Source organism: Blautia sp. AF19-1, assembly GCF_003479155.1.
Taxonomy (GTDB): Bacteria; Bacillota; Clostridia; order Lachnospirales; family Lachnospiraceae; genus Fusicatenibacter; species Fusicatenibacter saccharivorans.
This window is the reverse complement of record NZ_QUGQ01000008.1, coordinates 23,045-42,570: the sequence shown is the minus strand read 5'-3', so window position 1 is coordinate 42,570 and position 19,526 is coordinate 23,045. Positions and strand designations below refer to the sequence as shown.

Annotated in this window: 17 protein-coding genes and 1 tRNA gene; 14 read left to right on the top strand and 4 right to left on the bottom strand. The window is 49.2% G+C overall.

What is annotated here, in order from left to right; genetic code table 11:
* Window positions 1-4: 4 nt before the first annotated feature.
* Entirely contained in the window at window positions 5-1,102 is a 1,098-nt protein-coding gene (locus DWX26_RS06960) for an ABC transporter ATP-binding protein (protein WP_118601131.1), read from the top strand.
* 572 nt (window positions 1,103-1,674) lie between these two features.
* Here the strand turns inward: DWX26_RS06960 and trxB are convergent.
* Window positions 1,675-2,595: a thioredoxin-disulfide reductase gene (gene trxB, locus DWX26_RS06955; RefSeq protein WP_118601130.1), complete on the bottom strand. Its 921-nt coding sequence runs from the start codon at window positions 2,593-2,595 to the stop codon at window positions 1,675-1,677.
* 59 nt (window positions 2,596-2,654) lie between these two features.
* On the bottom strand, window positions 2,655-3,980 hold the full coding sequence (locus DWX26_RS06950) for a hypothetical protein (protein WP_118601129.1): 1,326 nt from the start codon (window positions 3,978-3,980) through the stop codon (window positions 2,655-2,657).
* Between the two features lie 205 nt (window positions 3,981-4,185).
* Here DWX26_RS06950 and dapF point away from each other — a divergent pair, with 205 nt between their 5' ends.
* Window positions 4,186-5,034, top strand: coding sequence for a diaminopimelate epimerase (gene dapF / locus DWX26_RS06945; protein ID WP_022461696.1), 849 nt, complete (start codon window positions 4,186-4,188; stop codon window positions 5,032-5,034).
* 171 nt (window positions 5,035-5,205) lie between these two features.
* Complete coding sequence (nrdD, locus tag DWX26_RS06940) at window positions 5,206-7,341, top strand: anaerobic ribonucleoside-triphosphate reductase (protein ID WP_022461695.1); 2,136 nt, start codon at window positions 5,206-5,208, stop codon at window positions 7,339-7,341.
* Between the two features lie 149 nt (window positions 7,342-7,490).
* Here nrdD and DWX26_RS06935 read toward each other — a convergent pair whose 3' ends face one another.
* On the bottom strand, window positions 7,491-8,858 hold the full coding sequence (locus tag DWX26_RS06935; RefSeq protein ID WP_118601128.1) for an MATE family efflux transporter: 1,368 nt from the start codon (window positions 8,856-8,858) through the stop codon (window positions 7,491-7,493).
* A gap of 177 nt (window positions 8,859-9,035) precedes the next feature.
* On the opposite strand from DWX26_RS06935, the gene DWX26_RS16725 reads away from it, so the two are divergent.
* Together DWX26_RS16725 and DWX26_RS06930 are read left to right on the top strand one after the other, a co-directional pair.
* The gene (locus tag DWX26_RS16725; RefSeq protein ID WP_156327623.1) at window positions 9,036-9,185 is read left to right on the top strand and encodes a hypothetical protein; all 150 of its coding nucleotides are present in this window, start codon (window positions 9,036-9,038) and stop codon (window positions 9,183-9,185) included.
* Window positions 9,186-9,395: 210 nt separating this feature from the next.
* Window positions 9,396-9,468, top strand: a tRNA-Lys gene (locus DWX26_RS06930).
* A 211-nt stretch (window positions 9,469-9,679) separates the two neighbouring features.
* Here the strand turns inward: DWX26_RS06930 and trmB are convergent.
* Window positions 9,680-10,330, bottom strand: coding sequence for a tRNA (guanosine(46)-N7)-methyltransferase TrmB (trmB, locus tag DWX26_RS06925; RefSeq protein ID WP_117801545.1), 651 nt, complete (start codon window positions 10,328-10,330; stop codon window positions 9,680-9,682).
* A gap of 414 nt (window positions 10,331-10,744) precedes the next feature.
* On the opposite strand from trmB, the gene DWX26_RS06920 reads away from it, so the two are divergent.
* The 9 genes from DWX26_RS06920 to DWX26_RS06880 all read left to right on the top strand — a co-directional run bounded on the left by DWX26_RS06920 (window position 10,745) and on the right by DWX26_RS06880 (window position 19,433).
* Window positions 10,745-11,056 (top strand): hypothetical protein, encoded by a 312-nt coding sequence (locus DWX26_RS06920; RefSeq protein WP_022461691.1) that lies wholly within the window; start codon window positions 10,745-10,747, stop codon window positions 11,054-11,056.
* Between the two features lie 4 nt (window positions 11,057-11,060).
* Window positions 11,061-12,101: a V0D/AC39 family V-type ATPase subunit gene (locus tag DWX26_RS06915; protein WP_022461690.1), complete on the top strand. Its 1,041-nt coding sequence runs from the start codon at window positions 11,061-11,063 to the stop codon at window positions 12,099-12,101.
* An 11-nt stretch (window positions 12,102-12,112) separates the two neighbouring features.
* The gene (locus DWX26_RS06910) at window positions 12,113-14,059 is read left to right on the top strand and encodes a V-type ATP synthase subunit I (RefSeq protein ID WP_373142148.1); all 1,947 of its coding nucleotides are present in this window, start codon (window positions 12,113-12,115) and stop codon (window positions 14,057-14,059) included.
* A 127-nt stretch (window positions 14,060-14,186) separates the two neighbouring features.
* Window positions 14,187-14,621, top strand: a complete 435-nt coding sequence (locus DWX26_RS06905) for an ATP synthase subunit C (RefSeq protein ID WP_022461688.1) — start codon at window positions 14,187-14,189, stop codon at window positions 14,619-14,621.
* A gap of 50 nt (window positions 14,622-14,671) precedes the next feature.
* Window positions 14,672-14,980: a V-type ATP synthase subunit F gene (locus DWX26_RS06900; RefSeq protein WP_055220228.1), complete on the top strand. Its 309-nt coding sequence runs from the start codon at window positions 14,672-14,674 to the stop codon at window positions 14,978-14,980.
* Between the two features lie 23 nt (window positions 14,981-15,003).
* Entirely contained in the window at window positions 15,004-15,591 is a 588-nt protein-coding gene (locus tag DWX26_RS06895; protein WP_055220230.1) for a V-type ATP synthase subunit E, read from the top strand.
* Window positions 15,584-17,350 carry a V-type ATP synthase subunit A gene (locus DWX26_RS06890; RefSeq protein ID WP_022461685.1) on the top strand — a complete coding sequence of 589 codons (1,767 nt, stop codon included), beginning with the start codon at window positions 15,584-15,586 and terminating at the stop codon, window positions 17,348-17,350. Before DWX26_RS06895 ends, DWX26_RS06890 begins: the two co-directional genes overlap by 8 nt.
* A 14-nt stretch (window positions 17,351-17,364) precedes the next feature.
* Window positions 17,365-18,789, top strand: a complete 1,425-nt coding sequence (locus tag DWX26_RS06885) for a V-type ATP synthase subunit B (RefSeq protein ID WP_022461684.1) — start codon at window positions 17,365-17,367, stop codon at window positions 18,787-18,789.
* 20 nt (window positions 18,790-18,809) lie between these two features.
* Window positions 18,810-19,433, top strand: coding sequence for a V-type ATP synthase subunit D (locus tag DWX26_RS06880; RefSeq protein WP_022461683.1), 624 nt, complete (start codon window positions 18,810-18,812; stop codon window positions 19,431-19,433).
* Window positions 19,434-19,526 lie beyond the last annotated feature (93 nt).

The window sequence follows — 19,526 nt, the reverse complement described above, 5'->3', positions numbered from 1 at the left end:
GAATATGAATGAATATTATTTTCATCTGGACCACCTGACGGTCGGCTATGATAAGAAGCCGCTGATCAAAGATATCTGCATCAGCATCGAAAAAGGCGAGATCGTTACGCTGATCGGACCGAACGGTTCCGGTAAATCAACGATTCTGAAAAGCATCACCCGCCAGTTAAAGCTGGTCGGCGGAAATGTGGAGTTTGATGGGAAAAACCTGCATGAGCTTTCGTTCCGCGAGTTGTCCACGAAGATGGCCGTTGTGCTGACGGAGCGCATGAAGCCGGAGCTGATGACCTGCCACGATATCGTGGCAACGGGCCGCTATCCGTACACCGGACGGCTCGGCATGCTGACCCGCGAGGATGAGGAGAAGGTCGAGAAGGCGATGCGCGCCGTTCATGCCGAAGAGCTCGGCGGCCGCGATTTCAACGCCATCAGCGACGGCCAGCGCCAGAGAGTGCTTCTTGCGCGTGCGATCTGTCAGGAGCCGGAGGTCATCATCCTCGACGAGCCAACTTCTTTCCTCGATATCCGCCACAAGCTGGAACTGCTCGCGATTCTGCGCCGCATGGCAAAGGAGAAGGGCATCACCGTCATCATGTCGCTGCATGAGATCGATCTGGCACAGAAAATTTCAGATAAGATCATCTGCGTCAAGGGCGATGCTATTTCCCATTTCGGCGCACCGGAGACAATTTTCCGCGAGGATATCATCCGCGAACTGTACGAGATTGACAATGGTTCGTTTGACCCGTGCTTCGGAAGCATCGAGCTGCCGCGGCCGGAGGGAACACCGCGCGTCTTTGTCCTCGCAGGCGGCGGAACGGGAATCCCGGTGTTCCGGAAACTGCAGAAGGAAAATGTCCCGTTTGCGGCAGGCGTCCTGTATACGAACGATATCGATTACCAGCTCGCCCGCATTCTGGCGATGGAGACGGTAACCGAAGCACCGTTTCAGGAGATCGGCGACGAGGCATTTGCCCGCGCCTGCGAGCTGATGAAGAGCTGTGAACGTGTCATCGACACCGGCGTCCCGGTGGGCATGTGCAACCGCCGGATCGAAGAGCTGAGGGCAGAAGCAAAGCGGCTTGGAAAGCTGGCAGAGTAAAACAAAGAAAAATCCAATCAAAATCTCCTGTCTGGGAACGAAACAATTGTTTTCCGAACAGGAGATTTTCTTTTTGCAGCCATTGTAAAAACAGCAAAAGAACACGAAAAATGTAATATTAAATTGTACGAAAAATTCACACAATTCAAGTCAAAAACCAACAGAGATTGACACTTAAAAAGTCAAGTGCTTTGTAAAATCTTTTGGTGAAATAACGGTTTTCTCTGTTATGACCAAAACACGCGTTCTGATTTCGCAAGATTTAAACACATGCTTTCCACACCGTTTTTCGTGGATAATGTGGATAACTCGGTGTATAACTTGTTTTTAGGCATGTTTTCGGTGGTTAACTATGTGGATAACTTGTGGACGAGATGTTTATAAAATTGGCCCGTGTGGAAAAAACCCGGTTTCTTTGTGCAATTTCGACAAAAGAGGTTTTAAAGTTTTATACGACTGACATGAAAGGTTTTTCAGATTTCAGAAACTACGGAAAAACAGAAAAAAGCAGGCAGTTCTCCGTACAATACGAAGAATGCCTGCTTTTGCCGTATTCTATTCGAAAGAAGCCATCAGTGGCTGATCAGATATTTCTCTACCGAAGTCACACAGTTCGCGCCGTCGGCGGCTGCCGTGATGATCTGACGGAGCTGCTTCGTGCGGACATCGCCTGCGGCGAACACGCCCGGCACGCTCGTCACACCGTCTTCGCCGGCTTTGATGTAGCCAGCCTCATCGGTTTCTACGGTGCCTGCGATCAGTGCGGAGACCGGAACGATACCGACGGCAATAAACACGCCGTCTACCGTGATCATACCGGCTTCTCCTGCCTTTTTGTTCGTTACCTTCACGCCGGACACCATCTCGTTTCCCTCGATGGAATCCACAACCGTATCCCACACCATTTCCACATTCGGCAGTGCCAGCAGTGCATCCTGGAGAACACCGGCTGCCCGCAGTTCATCGCGGCGGTGGATCACGTAAACCTTTTTGCACGTTCTGGCAAGGAAAATCGCATCCTCCACGGCGACATCGCCGCCGCCGATAACGGCAACGGTTTTGTCTTTGAAAAATGCGCCGTCACACGTTGCACAGTAAGAGACGCCCATGCCGGAGAGTTCCTTTTCACCAGGTACATTTAACGCGCGGTGCTCCGCACCGGTTGCAAGAATGACCGTTCTGGCATGATACTCATTTTTTCTCGTGCGGACAATCTTGATCTCTTCGTCAAGAACAAGCTCCTTCACACGCTCGCGGGAAAATTCCGCGCCCATTTTTTCAGCGTGTGCGCGCAGCGTGCTTCCGAGATCCATGCCGCTGATGCCCGGAAGGCCGGGATAGTTGTCTACTTCATAGGTATTCAGCACCTGGCCGCCGCTTGCAAAGTTTGCCTCAATCGTAAGAGAGGAGAGCTTTGCGCGTTTCGCATAAATCGCGGCAGAAAGACCCGCCGGGCCGGAGCCGATGATGATAACGTCGTATAAGTTTTCCATAAAAATCCTCGTTTTCGTCTGTAGTAAGCTGCCATGCAGCCATTTTTCTGAAAGTATCGTTACGGAGCCGGTGTTTCGGACGGTTCCTGACTGTCGGAAACGGAAGATGAATCTTCCGCGGAAGTTTTTTTGGCTTCTTCTTCCGGCGCTTCCGGCTGGTTGTGAACCACCTTGATGCTGCGTACCAGCTTCAGATCGTTGTCGATGCCGATTTCAGTGTAGTCCAGCTTTTCGTCATCACTATAGAATGTGTAGAGTGTCAGGTTACTATCCTCTTTTTCCGTTTTTTCTGATTTGGCATCCCCTGCCTTCGCCAGAAAATCGCTCTCGGAAGTGCCGAGCGTGATGCCGTTTGTGATTGAAATCGGAATCTTTGTCGTATCGAGATCGCCGTACAGCGAAGTAACAAAACAGTTGCGCACTGTCGTCGCCTCCGCGCCGTAATTATGTACGGTGCAGTAAAGCTTCTGACCGCCCTTTTCCAGCGTGACGTAGCCGTATTTTCCGTTTAAAACGGCCGTATCGGACTCTTTCATATTGACGGTCCAGTCGTGGTCCAGAAGTTCACTGACCGGAACGGGAAGATGATAGAGTACATCGTCAAAGCGGACGGTCCAGTCGTTGATTTCACTGCTGTCGGCTTCCGGTGCCTGGTAGGCCTCCACTTCCGGTGTTGTGGCATCGCTGACACCATCGAGCGCTTCTGCATCAGCCGTGGTCGTAAAGTTCTGCATATCGAGGGAATACAGAATTCCCGTTTTGTTATCGAAGCCGAGCGTGATCGTCTGGTACAGCCCGTACTCATACGTGAACTGCACAGAGGTATCGGTCTCATAACGGTCCTTTGGCGCACCGTAGATGCTTTCCGCATCCTCCATCAGCGACTGCTGCAGAGTGACGCCGTTCGGCAGGCCGACATAGATATTCTGGCCCTCAGCGGTCGAGGTGTCGATGTGAATGCCTCCGATCAGGCATTCCGCCACTGGCTTTGCCGTGGTATCCGGATTGGCAATATCGACGGTAATCTGGTTTCCGTCCTTTTCAAAACTTTCGCCCTCTGAGAAGGATTCCGGCTGAATTTCCTTCGTGTCGTCGCCGCTGTAGACCCAGCCAAGCGCTGTAAAATCCGCGTAGGATTCCGGAATTTCGTATGTATCGCCCCAGATGGCAAGCTGAAAACTGTTCAGGTTCTTCGAGAGATCCACATCGTATTCCGGAATCTCATCGGAATCGCCGGAGGCCGCCAGATTGTCTTCGGGGTCGTCATCGTCGGTACTCTGACTGATGGTTGTGATCGGAATCGTTTCTGTTTTCTTTCCGCAGCCGCTCGTTCCCACGAGGAAAGCGGCAAATACTGCTGTTAAAACCCAACGGTATTTTTTCATCAAAACCTCCTCATAATAAATGGTTAAAAATATTTGAAAGTTACTTCATGTAAGTAACGATATCAGTTCCCCCTATTCTATCACATTCCGCTTCGTTTTCCAATGTCTGAAGCGGATTTGAGAAAAATGGTTTTTCAAAAGCGCGGTACGGAATACATATTTAGTAAGGAACTGGAAAGGGCAGAAGTCTGGGAGGAGGCTGTGTATGCGTTTTACAAAAATGCAGGGCTGCGGAAATGATTATATCTATGTAAATGCCATGGAGGAGCGGGTGGAGAGTCCGGGGCGGCTGGCAAAAGCGGTAAGTGACCGCCATTTCGGCATCGGCGCGGACGGGCTGATTCTGATCGGGGCATCCAAAACAGCAGATTTTTCGATGGAAATGTACAACGCCGACGGCTCGAAGGGCGCGATGTGCGGCAACGGCATCCGCTGTGTGGGAAAATACGTGTACGAGCATGGGCTGACGAGAAAAACGACGCTGACTATCGAAACCGGCAGCGGAAACCGTGTGATTCATCTGCAGACGGGGGAGAATCTGAATGAGATCTGTCAGGTGACAGTGGAGATGGGAACGCCGGAATTCCGCGCCGCACAGATCCCCGTTGTTTCTCTGGGGGAATATGTGCTGGAGCATAAAATTACCGTGTGCGGGGAAAATTATACGATGACCTGCCTTTCGATGGGAAATCCGCATGCGGTGATTCCGGTGGAAGATGTGGAAAAAATATCCATTGCAAAGACCGGTTCCGCTTTTGAACACCTTTCCTGCTTCCCGGACCGTATCAATACAGAGTTTATCCAGACTTTAGATCAACACACAATAAAAATGAGAGTCTGGGAACGTGGGAGCGGTGAAACGCTGTCCTGCGGAACGGGAGCGTGTGCGGCAGCCGTCGCGGCGATGCTTTCCGGCTGTGTTTCGGAGGGAGAAACTGCCGTAGAACTGCGCGGCGGCAGGCTTTTCGTTACATGGGACCGGACGAAAAATAAGGTCCTTCTGACCGGCCCGGCCGAGACCGTTTTTGAAGGAACGCTTGCAGAACGAATTTGAAAAATGCAGATTTCTGTCTGCACGAAAGAGCAGTATGCAATATTCTGAAAATAAAAACTTACAGGAAATGCCTTTTCTTTTCAAAAGAAACATGCTACAATATGTGGTACCCGCTACAAGAAAAGGGTGGGGGACACACAAGATATAGTGTTTGATTTGGAGGACACCACAATGGTTTATATTATCAAAAAGGACGGCACCAAAGAAGAATTCGACGCGCAGAAGATCGTCCGTGCCGTAAATAAATCCGCACAGAGAATCCTGTATACCTTCTCACAGCAGGAGATTGACTTTATCTGTAAGTTCGCAACCGAGCACGTATATTCCCTTGGAAAGACCGAAATTCCGATCAGCGATATGCACAATATCGTGGAGGGAGCACTCGAAAAAGTAAACCCGGCTGTGGCAAAAAGCTACCGCGATTACCGCAATTACAAAACTGATTTTATCCATATGATGGACGAGGTCTACACGAAGAGCCAGTCCATCCGCTACATCGGCGACAAGAGCAATGCCAACACCGACAGCGCCCTCGTTGCAACGAAGCGAAGCCTGATTTTCAACGAGCTGAACAAAGAGCTGTACCGCAAGTTCTTCATGAACCGCAACGAGCTGCAGGCCTGTAAGGACGGTTACATCTACATCCACGACCAGTCCGCACGTCTCGATACCATGAACTGCTGTCTGTTCGATGTCGGAAACGTTTTAAAAGGCGGTTTCGAGATGGGAAATGTCTGGTACAACGAGCCGAAGACACTCGACACCGCATTTGATGTCATGGGCGATATCGTCCTCAGCACCGCTGCACAGCAGTACGGCGGCTTTACCGTGCCGGAGGTGGACAAGATCCTTGCTCCGTACGCACAGAAGAGCTACGATTACTACGTAAAAGAGTTCCTGAAATATACCGACGCATCCTGGGAGGGTGCACAGGAGAAAGCCATCGAGTATGCGATCGACAAAGTAAGAAGAGAGTGCGATCAGGGATGGCAGGGAATTGAGTATAAGCTGAACACTGTTGGATCTTCCCGCGGTGATTATCCGTTCGTTACCGTGACCCTCGGCCTTGGAACGAGCATGTTCGAGAAGATGATTTCCATCTCCCTTCTCGAGGTCCACAAAAACGGACAGGGCAAGAAGGGCCACAAAAAGCCGGTGCTCTTCCCGAAAATTGTCTTCTTATATGACAAGGCAATTCACGGAGAGGGCGGCATCGCAGAAGATGTCTTCGAGGCAGGACTTGACTGTTCTTCCAAGACGATGTATCCGGACTGGCTGTCGATGAGCGGCGAGGGCTACATCGCCGAGATGTACAAGAAATACAAGAGAGTCATCAGCCCGATGGGATGCCGTGCTTTCCTTAGCCCGTGGTACGAGCGCGGAGGCATGGAGCCGGCAGATGAGAACGACAAACCGGTCTTTGTCGGACGTTTCAACATCGGAGCCGTTTCCCTTCATCTTCCGATGATCCTGGCAAAATCCCGTTCCGAGAACCGCGATTTCCATGAAGTGCTCGACTTCTACCTCGAGATGATCCGCGATCTGCACAAACGGACCTACGATTACCTCGGCGAGATGCGTGCATCCACGAACCCGCTGGCTTACTGCGAGGGAGGTTTCTACGGCGGCCACTTAAAACCGTCCGACAAGATCCGCCCGCTGTTAAAGCCGATGACCGCATCGTTCGGTATCACGGCGCTGAACGAGCTGCAGGAGCTGTACAACGGAAAATCTCTTGTTGAGGACGGACAGTTCGCACTCGACACGCTGAAATATATCAACGACAAGGTTGCCGAGTTTAAGAAAGAGGACGGCATCCTCTATGCGATCTACGGCACACCGGCAGAATCCCTGTGCGGCCTGCAGATAGAGCAGTTCCGCAAACAGTACGGCATCGTCCGCAACGTTTCGGACCGCCCGTATGTGAGCAACAGTTTCCACTGCCACGTAACCGAGGACATCACCCCGATCCAGAAACAGGATCTCGAGGGACGTTTCTGGGAGCTCTGCAACGGCGGAAAAATCCAGTACGTGCGCTATCCGGTCGGCTACAACAAAGGCGCGATCAAGACCCTGATCGAGCGTGCGATGGAGCTTGGCTACTACGAGGGCGTCAACCTGTCCCTGGCTTACTGCGATGACTGCGGCCACCAGGAACTTGACATGGATGTCTGCCCGGTCTGCGGTTCCAAGAACCTGACAAAGATCGACCGTATGAACGGCTATCTTTCCTACAGCCGTGTCCATGGCGACACACGTCTGAATGAAGCAAAGATGGCGGAAATTGCGGAAAGAAAATCCATGTAATCGTCCATGAAATAGTCAATGGAACAATCAATGGAATAATCAAAAGCCTCTGAGAAAAGTCCGGTGTGAATGTGACTTTCCTCAGAGGCTTTTTGGGTATTGCATCCGGTGGAAGCTGCCGGCGGCAGGGACTGCAGATGATGTGAGAACTAATCTTCGACATCGCGGGTAATATTGCGAACCCAGATGTACTTTTTATAATGATGATAAACGGCAGGAAGCTTTACAATTTCATCGAGATTTACAATGCAGTAAACCACCATAACCGGAAGCTTCAGCCAGAATGCGGCAAGAAAGCCAAGCGGTACAGAAAAGCACCACATAGCGCCGATGTTTCCCTGCATATCAAATTTCGCATCGCCTCCGGCACAAAAGATACCGTCGAGAACGGTGGTGTTGACCGATTGTGCCATCAGGTTCAGACCGCAGAAGAGAAGCATGTACTGCAGGTACTCGGCTGCGATATCGGAAAGTGGGGCAAAATGAACGATGGCTGGGGAAATGAGCATCAGCAGGCCGCCGGTCACAATGCCGATGGCAATGGAGAGATGGCTTAAACGTCCTCCATACTCGCGGGCTTTTTCCAGCTCGTTCGCGCCGAGCAGATTTCCGATCAGAACACCGGCACCGCCGCTCACACCGCGGATCAGGCAGGAGAGGAGGCTCTTTGCAATCGAGGTAATCGAGTTTGCTGCAACAGCATCGCTTCCCATGTGGCCCATGATAACGGAGTACAGAACGTAGGCAATTCCCCAGACGAGGGAGGCCGCAAGCACGGGAAGCGTGTAGCGCCAGAAGTCTTCTGAAAGTATTTTCCCTGCGGAAGAGAAGAGGCGGTTCCAGAGAATCCGTACACGCTCCGGTTTCTTTGTCTCGAGATAAGCCCAGATCAGTTCCACAACGCGGGCAGCTACCGTTGCATAAGCTGCTCCGCGGATCCCAAGTGCCGGAGCACCGCAAAGACCGTAGATGAGGATGGCATTTAAAATGATGTTCAGTACAACCGCAGTGGAACTGATGCGGGAGCTGACTGCTGCATGACCGGTGTTTTTCAGCAGGATTAGATAGACCTGCGAAATACCGCAGAGTACGTAGGAGAGTGCAACAGCGCGTAAATACTGGCTTCCGCTTGCAACCAGGGCCGCATCATTTGTAAAGATGCGCATCAGCATTTCGGGACAGAAACCGGCAAGGATGGTAAACAGGCCGGAGAACAGCAGGTTGGTGCGAAGTGCGATCGGAATCACTTTTTCGATCGAAGCAGCATCCCGTTTCCCCCAGTACTGCGCTGCCATAATACCGGCGCCCGCCGCGATGCCTGAGATAAAAAGGCTCAAAACAAACTGCACCTGTCCGGCCAGTGAAACAGCAGACAACGAAGTCTGATCAATCCAGCCCAGCATGATCGCATCCGTTGCGCTGACGAGAGCCAGCATAAAATTCTGGATCGCAATCGGAAGGACGAGGAGTTTTAGTTTCTGGTAAAATTCATCCTTAAAATTCATTCGTGTTTTCATAAAAATTCCCCCAAAGTATAAATAGTAGTTTTTGCTGTATTATAGCGGAAAGGAAATGGGAAAACAATGGCTAAAACAAGCTATTTTCTGGTCATTTTTGACATTCCCTGTATAATATAGAAGAAAAAGAACTTTTCCGGTGCCCGTGTCCGGTACGCCGGAAAGCGGAGAAGAAGTTTGATCAGAAAATCAGGTTTCCTTCAGCAGAAACTCCAGGATTTCTGCTATCAGAATAAATATGCCGGCAGCGGCTGTCTTTATAAAATCCAGAAATCCATGCAGGAGCTGGAGAAGCTTTTGAAAAAGAAAGATAAGAAACGGAAGTAGGTTCGGCTGCCATTGGAGCCGTCATCGAAACAAACGGAAATATACGAAAAAATTGTGAAATTTAATAGAATTATAAGACCTGTTTTCGCTGTTTTTAACAAAAGTAAAGAAACAGTGAAAAAAAGGTTGCTTTTTTCGGCAGAATCCTTTATAATCTTATTTGTGTTCAGCGAGTGGATCATCCAATGAAACACAGAAAAACAAAAGTAAGCGCCTTTAGCTCAGTTGGTAGAGCAGTAGACTCTTAATCTATTTGTCCAGGGTTCGAGTCCCTGAAGGCGCATCGAAAGCACTGTTTTTGCAGACCTGAGAGCTGCGGGGACGGTGTTTTTCTTGTTTTACAAGCAAAATACCAAAAGTCTGTGTATCAACTTTTTTACATTGCGATAGAAACAGAGAAAAACCGGCAGCGGAGCGGTCTTACTTTTCAAGAGACCGTTCTGCTGCCGGTTTGTATTTTGGATGGGAATCAAATCATTTGCGAAAGCATTCCGCTACAGAAACCGTGCCTCCATCTTACAGATCGGGTTTCCAATTGAGGAAAACTTCTCCTCATATTCCGTCATTACATTTCCTTCTGAGAGAACCACATCGTGGTGCAGATCGTATGTGAATGCAGTGAGTTCCCATCCCTCTGCATTTTTCATCTCTTCAAGAGAGAAGTCAAACAGATCTTTATTATCGGTTTTGAATTCCAGTGTTCCGTCCTTCTTTAAAATCTTCTCGTACCGTGCAAGAAACTCATGCGATGTCAGTCTCCGTTTCGCATGGCGGTCTTTCGGCCACGGATCAGAGAAGTTGAGGTAAATGCGGTCTACCTCGCCCTCAGCAAACACTTCCGGAAGCTGGCGTGCATCCATGCGGATAAAGAACAGGTTTTTGATTTCCGTCTCCAGTTTTTCCCGTTTCTGTACTGCGCGGAGCAGCACGCTGTCGTACATTTCAATGCCGACGTAGTTGATTTCCGGATGCAGAACCGCCATATCCATCAAAAAGCGGCCCTTTCCCATACCGACCTCAATATGAATCGGATTTTCATTTCCAAAAATTTCAGCCCACCGTCCCCGGCAGCTCTCCGGCTCCTGCACAACGAACGGACAGGAAGCAATCACATCTTTTGATCCTCTGATATTTCTAAGGCGCATATGCGTAAAATTCCTTTCTTAAGTGATAAATATTAGAATAAAAGCCAATCATATTCAGTATATCATAGCTCCCGAAAAAGCAAAACAGAAAAATCCCGTTTTCAAATTTTCAAAGTTTTCAAAATACTGTATACAATATCAACCTGCACATAGCATTTCTTATCAGCAATATGACAATCGGATTGGATCCATATCGAAATCATATGAGGGACCATCTTTTGGCTATTGAGATTGGAAGAAAAAATATGACCCATTGTCTATTTTTAATTAAAAAGTCGATCGAAATCCCACTTTTTTTTACGATTTCAATATGTCAACTTTGGAAAAAAAGGTGTAGAATACTAACAGCAAAGATGCGGGGAGTTTTCCTCGTCTTTGTTGTCTTTTAAATAAATAAGGAGGGAAAGCGATGCTATGGAATCTGTAATTAACAAACTTGCAGAGATCGAAACGGCTGCTACTAAGATTATGCAGGCTGCCGAGAATCAGAAGAAGCTCCAGGACGAGCAGCAGGAAGAGCGGATTGCAAAATTCGATGCAGATCTGGAAGCGGAAACGGCAAAGCGGATTGAAGAGATCACAACAAAACTTCATTCTACTACAGATGCGGATCAGAAAAAGCAGCGGGACTCTGCCGCCGAACTTCTATCTTCACTGGACGCTTATTACGAACAGAATCACGGAACACTGTCCACGCAGATTTACGAAAACATTATAAGGAAGTGAAACGATGAGCGGTCTATTATCCTACAGCGGCCTTACCACAAAGATAAGAGCCATGCAGAGCCATCTTTTAAACGACCAGAATTTTCGGGAAATCGTGGAATTGGAGAGTGTACCGCAGGCAGTTTCTTACCTCAAGCAGCATAAAGGCTATGAGGATCTGTTTGAGGGCTACAACGAAGCTGACCTTCACCGAGGTCAGATCGAGAAAATGCTGCGCCTGACGGTATACCGGGATTTTTCCAAGCTGTACCGTTTTGCAAATGTGGAGCAGAGAAAGTTCCTTGCGCTCTACTTTAAACGATACGAAGTGTCCGTTATCAAAGAATGCCTGAACACGGTATTTGATCACCGTGATGTGGTATTGAACCTGTCCATATTCGACGAGTTCTTTAACAAGCATTCCCAGCTGGACATCAATCTTCTGGCGTCCTCCAGGACGATCGAAGAACTGATTGCGAACCTGAAAGGGACAGAATATTATGCCCCGTTGTCGCAGCTCGCGGATATCGAGCGTCCGACCCTGTTCGACTATGAGATGACCCTGGATCTGTATTACTTTGCACAGATGTGGAAAGACAGATCAAAAGTAGTGACAAAGCGGGATCTGGAAGAGCTGACCGCTGCATGGGGAAGCAAGTTTGACATGCTGAACCTTCAGTGGATCTACCGTTCCAAACGCTATTATCACATGACCAGCGCACAAATCTACGCCCTGCTGATTCCGGTTCATCACCGGCTGAAAAAGGATGTGGTAAAGGCACTGGTAGAAGCCGAGAATATGAGTGCATTTTCCCAGCTGCTGGAACAAACCTATTATGCGAAACGGTATGATTCCTTCAAAGTCGATACGCTGGAATCCATGTATGCAGCCATTATGAAGCACATACTTTCCAGTGAATCCAGACAGGATCCTTATTCCGTTGCCACCATATACTCATACCTCTATCACAAAGAGCACGAGGTAAACCGGCTTATTATTGCACTCGAGTGCGTACGTTACCGTATCAGCGCTGACGAGGCAATGCAGCATATCGCAAAAACTTAATACACGGGGAGGTGTACTCATTGATTGTCAAGATGAAATTTTTGAGCATCACCGGGCCGAAAGCCGACATTGACCGTGTGGTCAACACTTATCTCTCAAAATATGAGATACATCTGGAAAACGCTCTGACGGAGCTGTCTACGATGCAGAATATCACACCGTATATCCAGATCAACCCATACAAAGAGACCTTAAAACAGGCGGAAGATTTTACAGCACTTCTGCCGGAAGAGAAGCGTACCACCACGAAAAGACTTTCCCTGGAAGATGCCATCAACTGTGTCCATGGTTTGGATCACACCCTTGGCCAGTTGAACCAGGAGCGTACAGAACTGGAAGCAAAAAAGAAAGACTTGATGGAAAAAGCACAGAAAATCGAGCCGTTTCAGGATCTGCACTGCAATCTTTCCTCCATTCTGGATTTCCACTTTATTAAATTCAGATTCGGAAAGATCACAAAAGAGTATTACAACAAATTTGAGAGCTACTGCTATGAGAACAGCGATACGGTATTCTACCGCTGCCATTCCGATGAGCAGTATGTATGGGGCATTTACTTCTGCCCAAGAGATCAGGTCACGAAAGTGGACGCCGTATTCTCATCCCTGCACTTCGAAAGAATCTACGTTCCGGACGAGTACAGCGGAACGCCGGAGGATGCTTACGCAGCACTTCAGGCAGAAATCAAAAAGACAGACGATGCACTCAGCGAGTGCTCACGGAAACTGGCAAAATGCCTTTCGGATTCCGCAGAGGATCTGGTTGCAGCAAAAGAGCAGTTAGAGCAGCTCTCCGGCAACTTTGATGTCCGTCGCCTGGCAGCCTGCACAAAATCCAAGAAGGAAACCTTCTATATTCTGTGCGGCTGGATGTCGGAAAAAGATGCCGCTTCCTTCCAGAAGGACATCGAAAACGACACAAATCTCTTCTGCTTCATCGAGGATGATGCAAACAACGTTCTGCGTCAGCCGCCGACAAAGCTGAAAAACCCGAAAATCTTCCGTCCGTTTGAGATGTACGTGAAGATGTACGGACTGCCAAATTACAATGAAATTGACCCTACGATTATCGTAGGACTCACCTATGCCTTTATTTTCGGAATCATGTTTGCCGATGTAGGACAGGGATTGTGTCTGCTGATTGGCGGCGCACTGCTGTACCACTACAAGAAGATGGATCTGGCAGCGATCATGAGTACCTGCGCGGTATTCTCTGTGATCTTCGGATTCTTGTTCGGCAGCTTCTTCGGATTTGAGAATGTCATACCGGCCCTCTGGCTGCATCCGAAGGAAGCGATGACAACGCTTCCGTTCATCGGTTCGATGAATACCGTATTTGTCGCAGCGGTTGCATTTGGTATGTTCATGATTCTGACAGGAATGGTTCTGCATATGATCAATGCAGCAAGAAACCATAAGCTCGGCGAGCTTCTGTTCAGCCAGAACTCCCTGGCAGGCTTCATTTTCTACGGAGCCCTTGCCGTTACACTCGTTCTCCTGTTCAGCGGCCATAAAGCTCCGGCTGTCGGCGTGATGGTAGTCATGTTCGGTATTCCGCTTCTTGCGATCTTCTTAAAAGAGCCACTGGAGCGTATGGTAGAGAAGAAGGGCAATGCATTTCCGGAGACCGGAAAGGGAATGTTCTTTGTACAGGCATTCTTCGAACTCTTCGATGTGCTTTTGAGCTACTTCTCCAACACAATTTCCTTTGTCCGTGTCGGCGCATATGCAGTCAGCCATGCGGCTATGATGGAGGTTGTCCTGATGCTCGGCGGAGCAACAGGCGGCGGCAGCATCAGCTGGCCGGTTATTGTTCTCGGAAATGTCTTCGTTGCCTGCCTTGAGGCACTGCTGGTAGCGATCCAGGTACTGCGTCTGGAGTATTACGAGATGTTCAGCCGGTTCTATGAAGGAGACGGAAAACCATTTGTTCCGTTTTTGAAAAAAGGCGAGAAATAAAAGAGGATTCAGAGCCATGCGAAATGGAAGTGAATATGGCGGGAAGCTGTATCGGGAAAAAGTGAAAATGGCTCCGGATCGCAGCAAAGAGTAAATTTAATGAATTAACTTCAGGAGGAAAACTATTATGAACTCAGCATTTGTACAGGTACTTACTGCAATCGCAATGGTATTAACCATCGTTGTTCCTATGACTTATTACTTCAAAGGTGAGCACAACAAAAATCGTTACAAAAAATCTCTGGCAGCCAATGTAAGCGGCTTCTTCGGCCTTCTGCTGATCGCAACCGTTGTTTCCTTCGCAGGCGCAACAACTGCATCTGCTGCAACAGAAGCAGGCGCTGGTCTTGCAACCGGTCTTGGTTACATCGGTGCAGCTCTTGTTACCGGTCTTTCCGGTATTGGTTCCGGTATCGCCGTTGCATCTTCCGCAAGCGCAGCTCTTGGAGCAATCAGCGAAGACGGCAGCATCTTTGGTAAATCCATGATCTTCGTAGCTATGGCCGAAGGTATCGCTCTGTATGGTCTGATCATCTCCTTCATGATTCTTGGTAAACTTTGATTCCAAAACCGGAAGGTATTGATCTTCACCTTAAGTTGGAGGAATCATAAATGAAAATGTTCTTGATCAGTGATAACGTAGACACTCAGACGGGCATGCGCCTGGCCGGAGTGGAAGGCGTTGTCGTTCATGAGCGCGAGGAGCTTTATGATACACTGCAGAAAACACTGGCAGACAAAGAGATCGGAATTATTCTCCTTACAGAAAAGTTCGGGAAGGAATTCCCGGACATTCTGGAGGATGTCCGCCTCAACCATAAGCTTCCGCTGCTCATTGAAATTCCGGACCGTCACGGTACCGGAAGAGCGCCGGACTTTATCACTTCCTTTGTAAATGAATCTATTGGATTAAAACTGTAAGAATGCCCTGGAGGTGACACACATTGACTACTGAGGAGAAACTTCAGAATTTTTATAATCATTCCCTGGACAGTGCAAACCGTGAAGCAGAACGTGTGATCGGCGATCACCAGAAAGCTCTGGATAAGATCTTCGAGGAGCATAAAGCAACCGCAAGACGTCAGGCAGAAGAAGAAGTTGCTGCCGAGACCGAGAAAGCAAAACGTGATGTCAATAAGACACTGTCTGCGGATCAGCTTCATATCAGACGGAAGCTGTCCCGTAAAAATCTGGAATTAAAAGAAAAACTGTTTAAAGAAGTTCGTGAAAAACTTACCGCTTATAAAAAGGATCCATCCTATGAGGAGTATCTGGAGCGCAAAATCCGCGAAGCCGTTACATTTGCCGGAAACGACAAGCTGACCTTATATCTGGATCCGTCAGACGAAGCTCATAAGGCTTCCCTGGAGCAGAAACTCTCCGTAACCCTTACCATTTCGGCCATGCCGTTCCTTGGCGGCGTGCGCGCGGTCATTCCGGAGAAAAATATTCTGATCGATAATTCCTTCGAGACCCTTCTGAACGAAGAGCGGGAGAATTTCATCTTTCACGGAGGTGTAGAGCATGAATAAAACCGGAGTTATCTATGGAATCAACGGTCCGGTCGTATATCTGAAAGGAAACACCGGATTTAAAATGTCCGAGATGGTTTACGTTGGTAAAGAACGTCTGGTCGGCGAGGTTATTGCCCTGACAAAGGATACCACCACAGTACAGGTTTTCGAGGAAACCACAGGACTGAAACCAGGCGAAACAGTTACCGCATCCGGAGATGCCCTCTCTGTTACATTGGGACCTGGAATCCTGAACAACATTTTTGACGGTATTGAGCGTCCGCTGTCCGAGATTGCAAAGCAGTCCGGTAAATACATCAGCCGCGGCCTTACCGTAGATTCTCTGGATACAGAGAAAAAATGGGATGTCCATGTAACTGTTTCGGAAGGCGAAGAGCTGATGGGCGGCGCAATCATTGCAGAAACACAGGAAACCCGTTCCATCGTTCACAAATCGATGGTTCCGCCGGATGTCAACGGCACGGTTATCTGGGCTGCCAAAGACGGAAAGTATACCATCCTTGACCCGATTGTAAAACTGAAACTGGAAGACGGCACCGAAAAAGAGATCACACTGGCACAGAAATGGCCGATCCGTGTACCGCGTCCAACCCTGAAAAGATATCCGGCATCCGTTCCGCTGATCACAGGACAGCGTATCCTGGATACGATGTTCCCGATCGCAAAAGGCGGCACAGCAGCCATCCCTGGCGGATTCGGTACCGGAAAAACCATGACCCAGCACCAGATCGCAAAATGGTCTGATGCCGATATCATCATCTATATCGGATGTGGAGAGCGTGGAAACGAGATGACACAGGTTCTGGAGGAGTTCCAGGAACTGATCGACCCGAAGAGCGGCAACCCGCTGATGGACCGTACCACCCTGATCGCCAACACATCCAACATGCCTGTTGCAGCCCGTGAGGCATCTCTGTATTCCGGACTGACACTGGCTGAGTATTACCGCGATATGGGCTATGATGTAGCAATCATGGCAGACTCTACATCCCGTTGGGCAGAGGCACTCCGTGAGCTGTCCGGCCGTCTGGAGGAAATGCCTGCCGAGGAAGGTTTCCCGGCATACCTGGCATCCCGTCTGTCCGCTTTCTATGAGCGTGCCGGCATGATGCAGACCCTTTGCGGCGCAGAGGGAAGCGTATCCATCATCGGAGCCGTATCTCCGCAGGGTGGTGACTTCTCCGAGCCTGTTACCATGAACACCAAACGTTTCGTCCGCTGCTTCTGGGGACTGGACAAATCTCTGGCTTACGCCCGTCATTTCCCGGCGATCCACTGGCTGACCAGCTACAGTGAATACCTGCAGGATCTGTCGCCGTGGTACAAAGATCACGTAAACAAAAACTTTGTAGATATGCGGAACCAGTTAATGGGAATCCTGAACTCCGAGAGCTCCCTGATGGAAATTGTAAAACTGATCGGTAGCGATGTTCTTCCGGATGACCAGAAGCTGACCCTGGAAATCGCCAGAGTTATTCGACTGGGCTTCCTGCAGCAGAACGCATTCCATCCGGATGACACCTGCGTATCTCTGGAAAAACAGTACAAGATGATGGAAGTTATTCTTTATCTGTACAAGAAATCCAAAGCGCTCGTGACGATGGGCATGCCAATGTCCGTACTGAAAGAGGACAAGATCTTTGACCGCGTCGTTTCTATTAAATACGATGTACCGAATGACCGTCTGGATCTGTTTGACACATACAAAAAAGATATCGACACCTTCTACGATAAGGTACTCGAGAAGAATGGTTAAGGAGGGAATTCATCATGGCAATTGAATATTTAGGCCTTAGTGAGGTCAATGGCCCTCTGGTTGTTCTGGAAGGTGTAAAAAATGCTTCCTACGAGGAAATCGTAGAATTTACCGTAGACGGCAATGAGAAAAAACTGGGACGTATCGTTGCTGTATACGAAGACAAAGCCGTTATTCAGGTATTTGAGGGAACTTCGAGCATGTCTCTTACCAATACTCATACCCGTCTGACCGGACATCCGATGGAGATCGGACTTTCCGAGGAAATCCTGGGACGTACCTTCGATGGTATCGGAAAACCGATCGACCGCATGGGACCGATTGACGCAGAGGTAAGAAGAAACGTCAACGGCCTGCCGCTGAACCCGGTTACCCGTAAATACCCAAGAAACTATATCCATACAGGTATTTCTGCAATCGACGGTCTGACCACCCTGATTCGTGGCCAGAAGCTGCCGATCTTCTCCGGAAACGGACTTCCGCACGACCAGCTGGCAGCACAGATCGTACAGCAGGCATCTCTTGGAGATTCCGATGAGAAGTTTGCAATCGTATTTGCCGCTATGGGTGTTAAATACGACGTAGCAGAGTTCTTCCGTCGGACCTTTGAGGAAAGTGGTGTATCTGACCACGTTGTTATGTTCCTGAACCTGGCAAACGACCCGGTTGTAGAGCGTCTGATCACCCCGAAGGTAGCACTGACAGCTGCCGAGTACCTTGCATTCGAGAAAGGCATGCATATCCTGGTTATCCTGACCGATATCACATCCTTCTGCGAGGCTATGCGTGAGGTTTCCTCCTCCCGTGGAGAGATTCCTTCCCGTAAAGGTTATCCTGGATACCTGTACAGTGAGCTGGCTACGCTGTATGAGCGCGCCGGAATCGTACAGGGCGTAGAGGGATCCGTAACACAGATTCCGATCCTGACCATGCCAAACGATGATATCACGCACCCGATCCCTGACCTGACCGGTTACATCACCGAGGGTCAGATCGTACTGGACCGCCAGCTTCACGGCCAGTCTATTTACCCGCCAATCAGCGTGCTGCCGAGCCTGTCCCGTCTGATGAAGGACGGTATCGGTGAGGGCTACACAAGAGCCGATCATCAGGACGTAGCGAACCAGCTGTTCTCCTGCTATGCAAAGGTAGGAGATGCGCGTTCCCTGGCATCCGTTATCGGTGAGGATGAGCTTTCTCCGATCGATAAACAGTACCTGGTATTCGGTAATGAATTCGAGCATGAATTCATCGGCCAGGGAATGGATGAAAACCGTTCCATGGAAGATACGCTGAATAAGGCATGGGAGCTTCTTGGACTGCTTCCGAGAGAAGAGCTCGACCGTGTCAACACCAAGGTTCTGGATCAGTATTATCATCCGACCACCATTGATGCAGTAGCAAAAGCAAAGGCAGAAGCCGATGCCATGAATGAGTAAGCGAGAGGAGTGAGATCGGAATGGACCCGAATACCTTTCCTACCAAGGGAAACCTGATTCTTGCAAAGAACTCTCTGAAACTTGCCCACATGGGTTACGAGCTGATGGACAAGAAGCGGAATATTCTGATCCGCGAGCTCATGGGCCTGATCGATGAGGCAAAGGATATTCAGCGTCAGATTGATGTGACGTTCCGCGAAGCATATGCGGCGCTGCAGATTGCGAACATGGAGATCGGTATCACCAACGTACAGACCGTGTCCTATACCGTTCCGGTGGAGGAATCTATCCGGATCAAGACAAGGAGTATCATGGGCGTGGAAATTCCGCTGGTAGAGGCTGATCCGTCCGGACAGGCCCCGACTTATGCTTACTACAGCACGAAGGAGTCCCTGGATCAGGCAAGACAGGCCTTTGAAAAAGTAAAAGACCTGACCTTAAACCTTTCCATGATTGAGAACTCGGCATACCGCCTTGCTGCGGCAATCAAGAAAACACAGAAGCGCGCCAATGCGCTGAAGAACATCACGATTCCGCATTACACCCAGTTGTCCAAGGATATCGCGGACGCACTGGAGGAGAAGGAGCGCGAAGAGTTCACACGACTGAAGGTCATCAAACAGAGAAAGAACAAGGCAAGCTGATAAGGCTTTCCCGGAATAGAGATGAAAAACCCGCTTGGGCCGCGAAGAGATTTGCGGTGCCGGGCGGGTTTTTATGTGTCATGCAAAAAATAT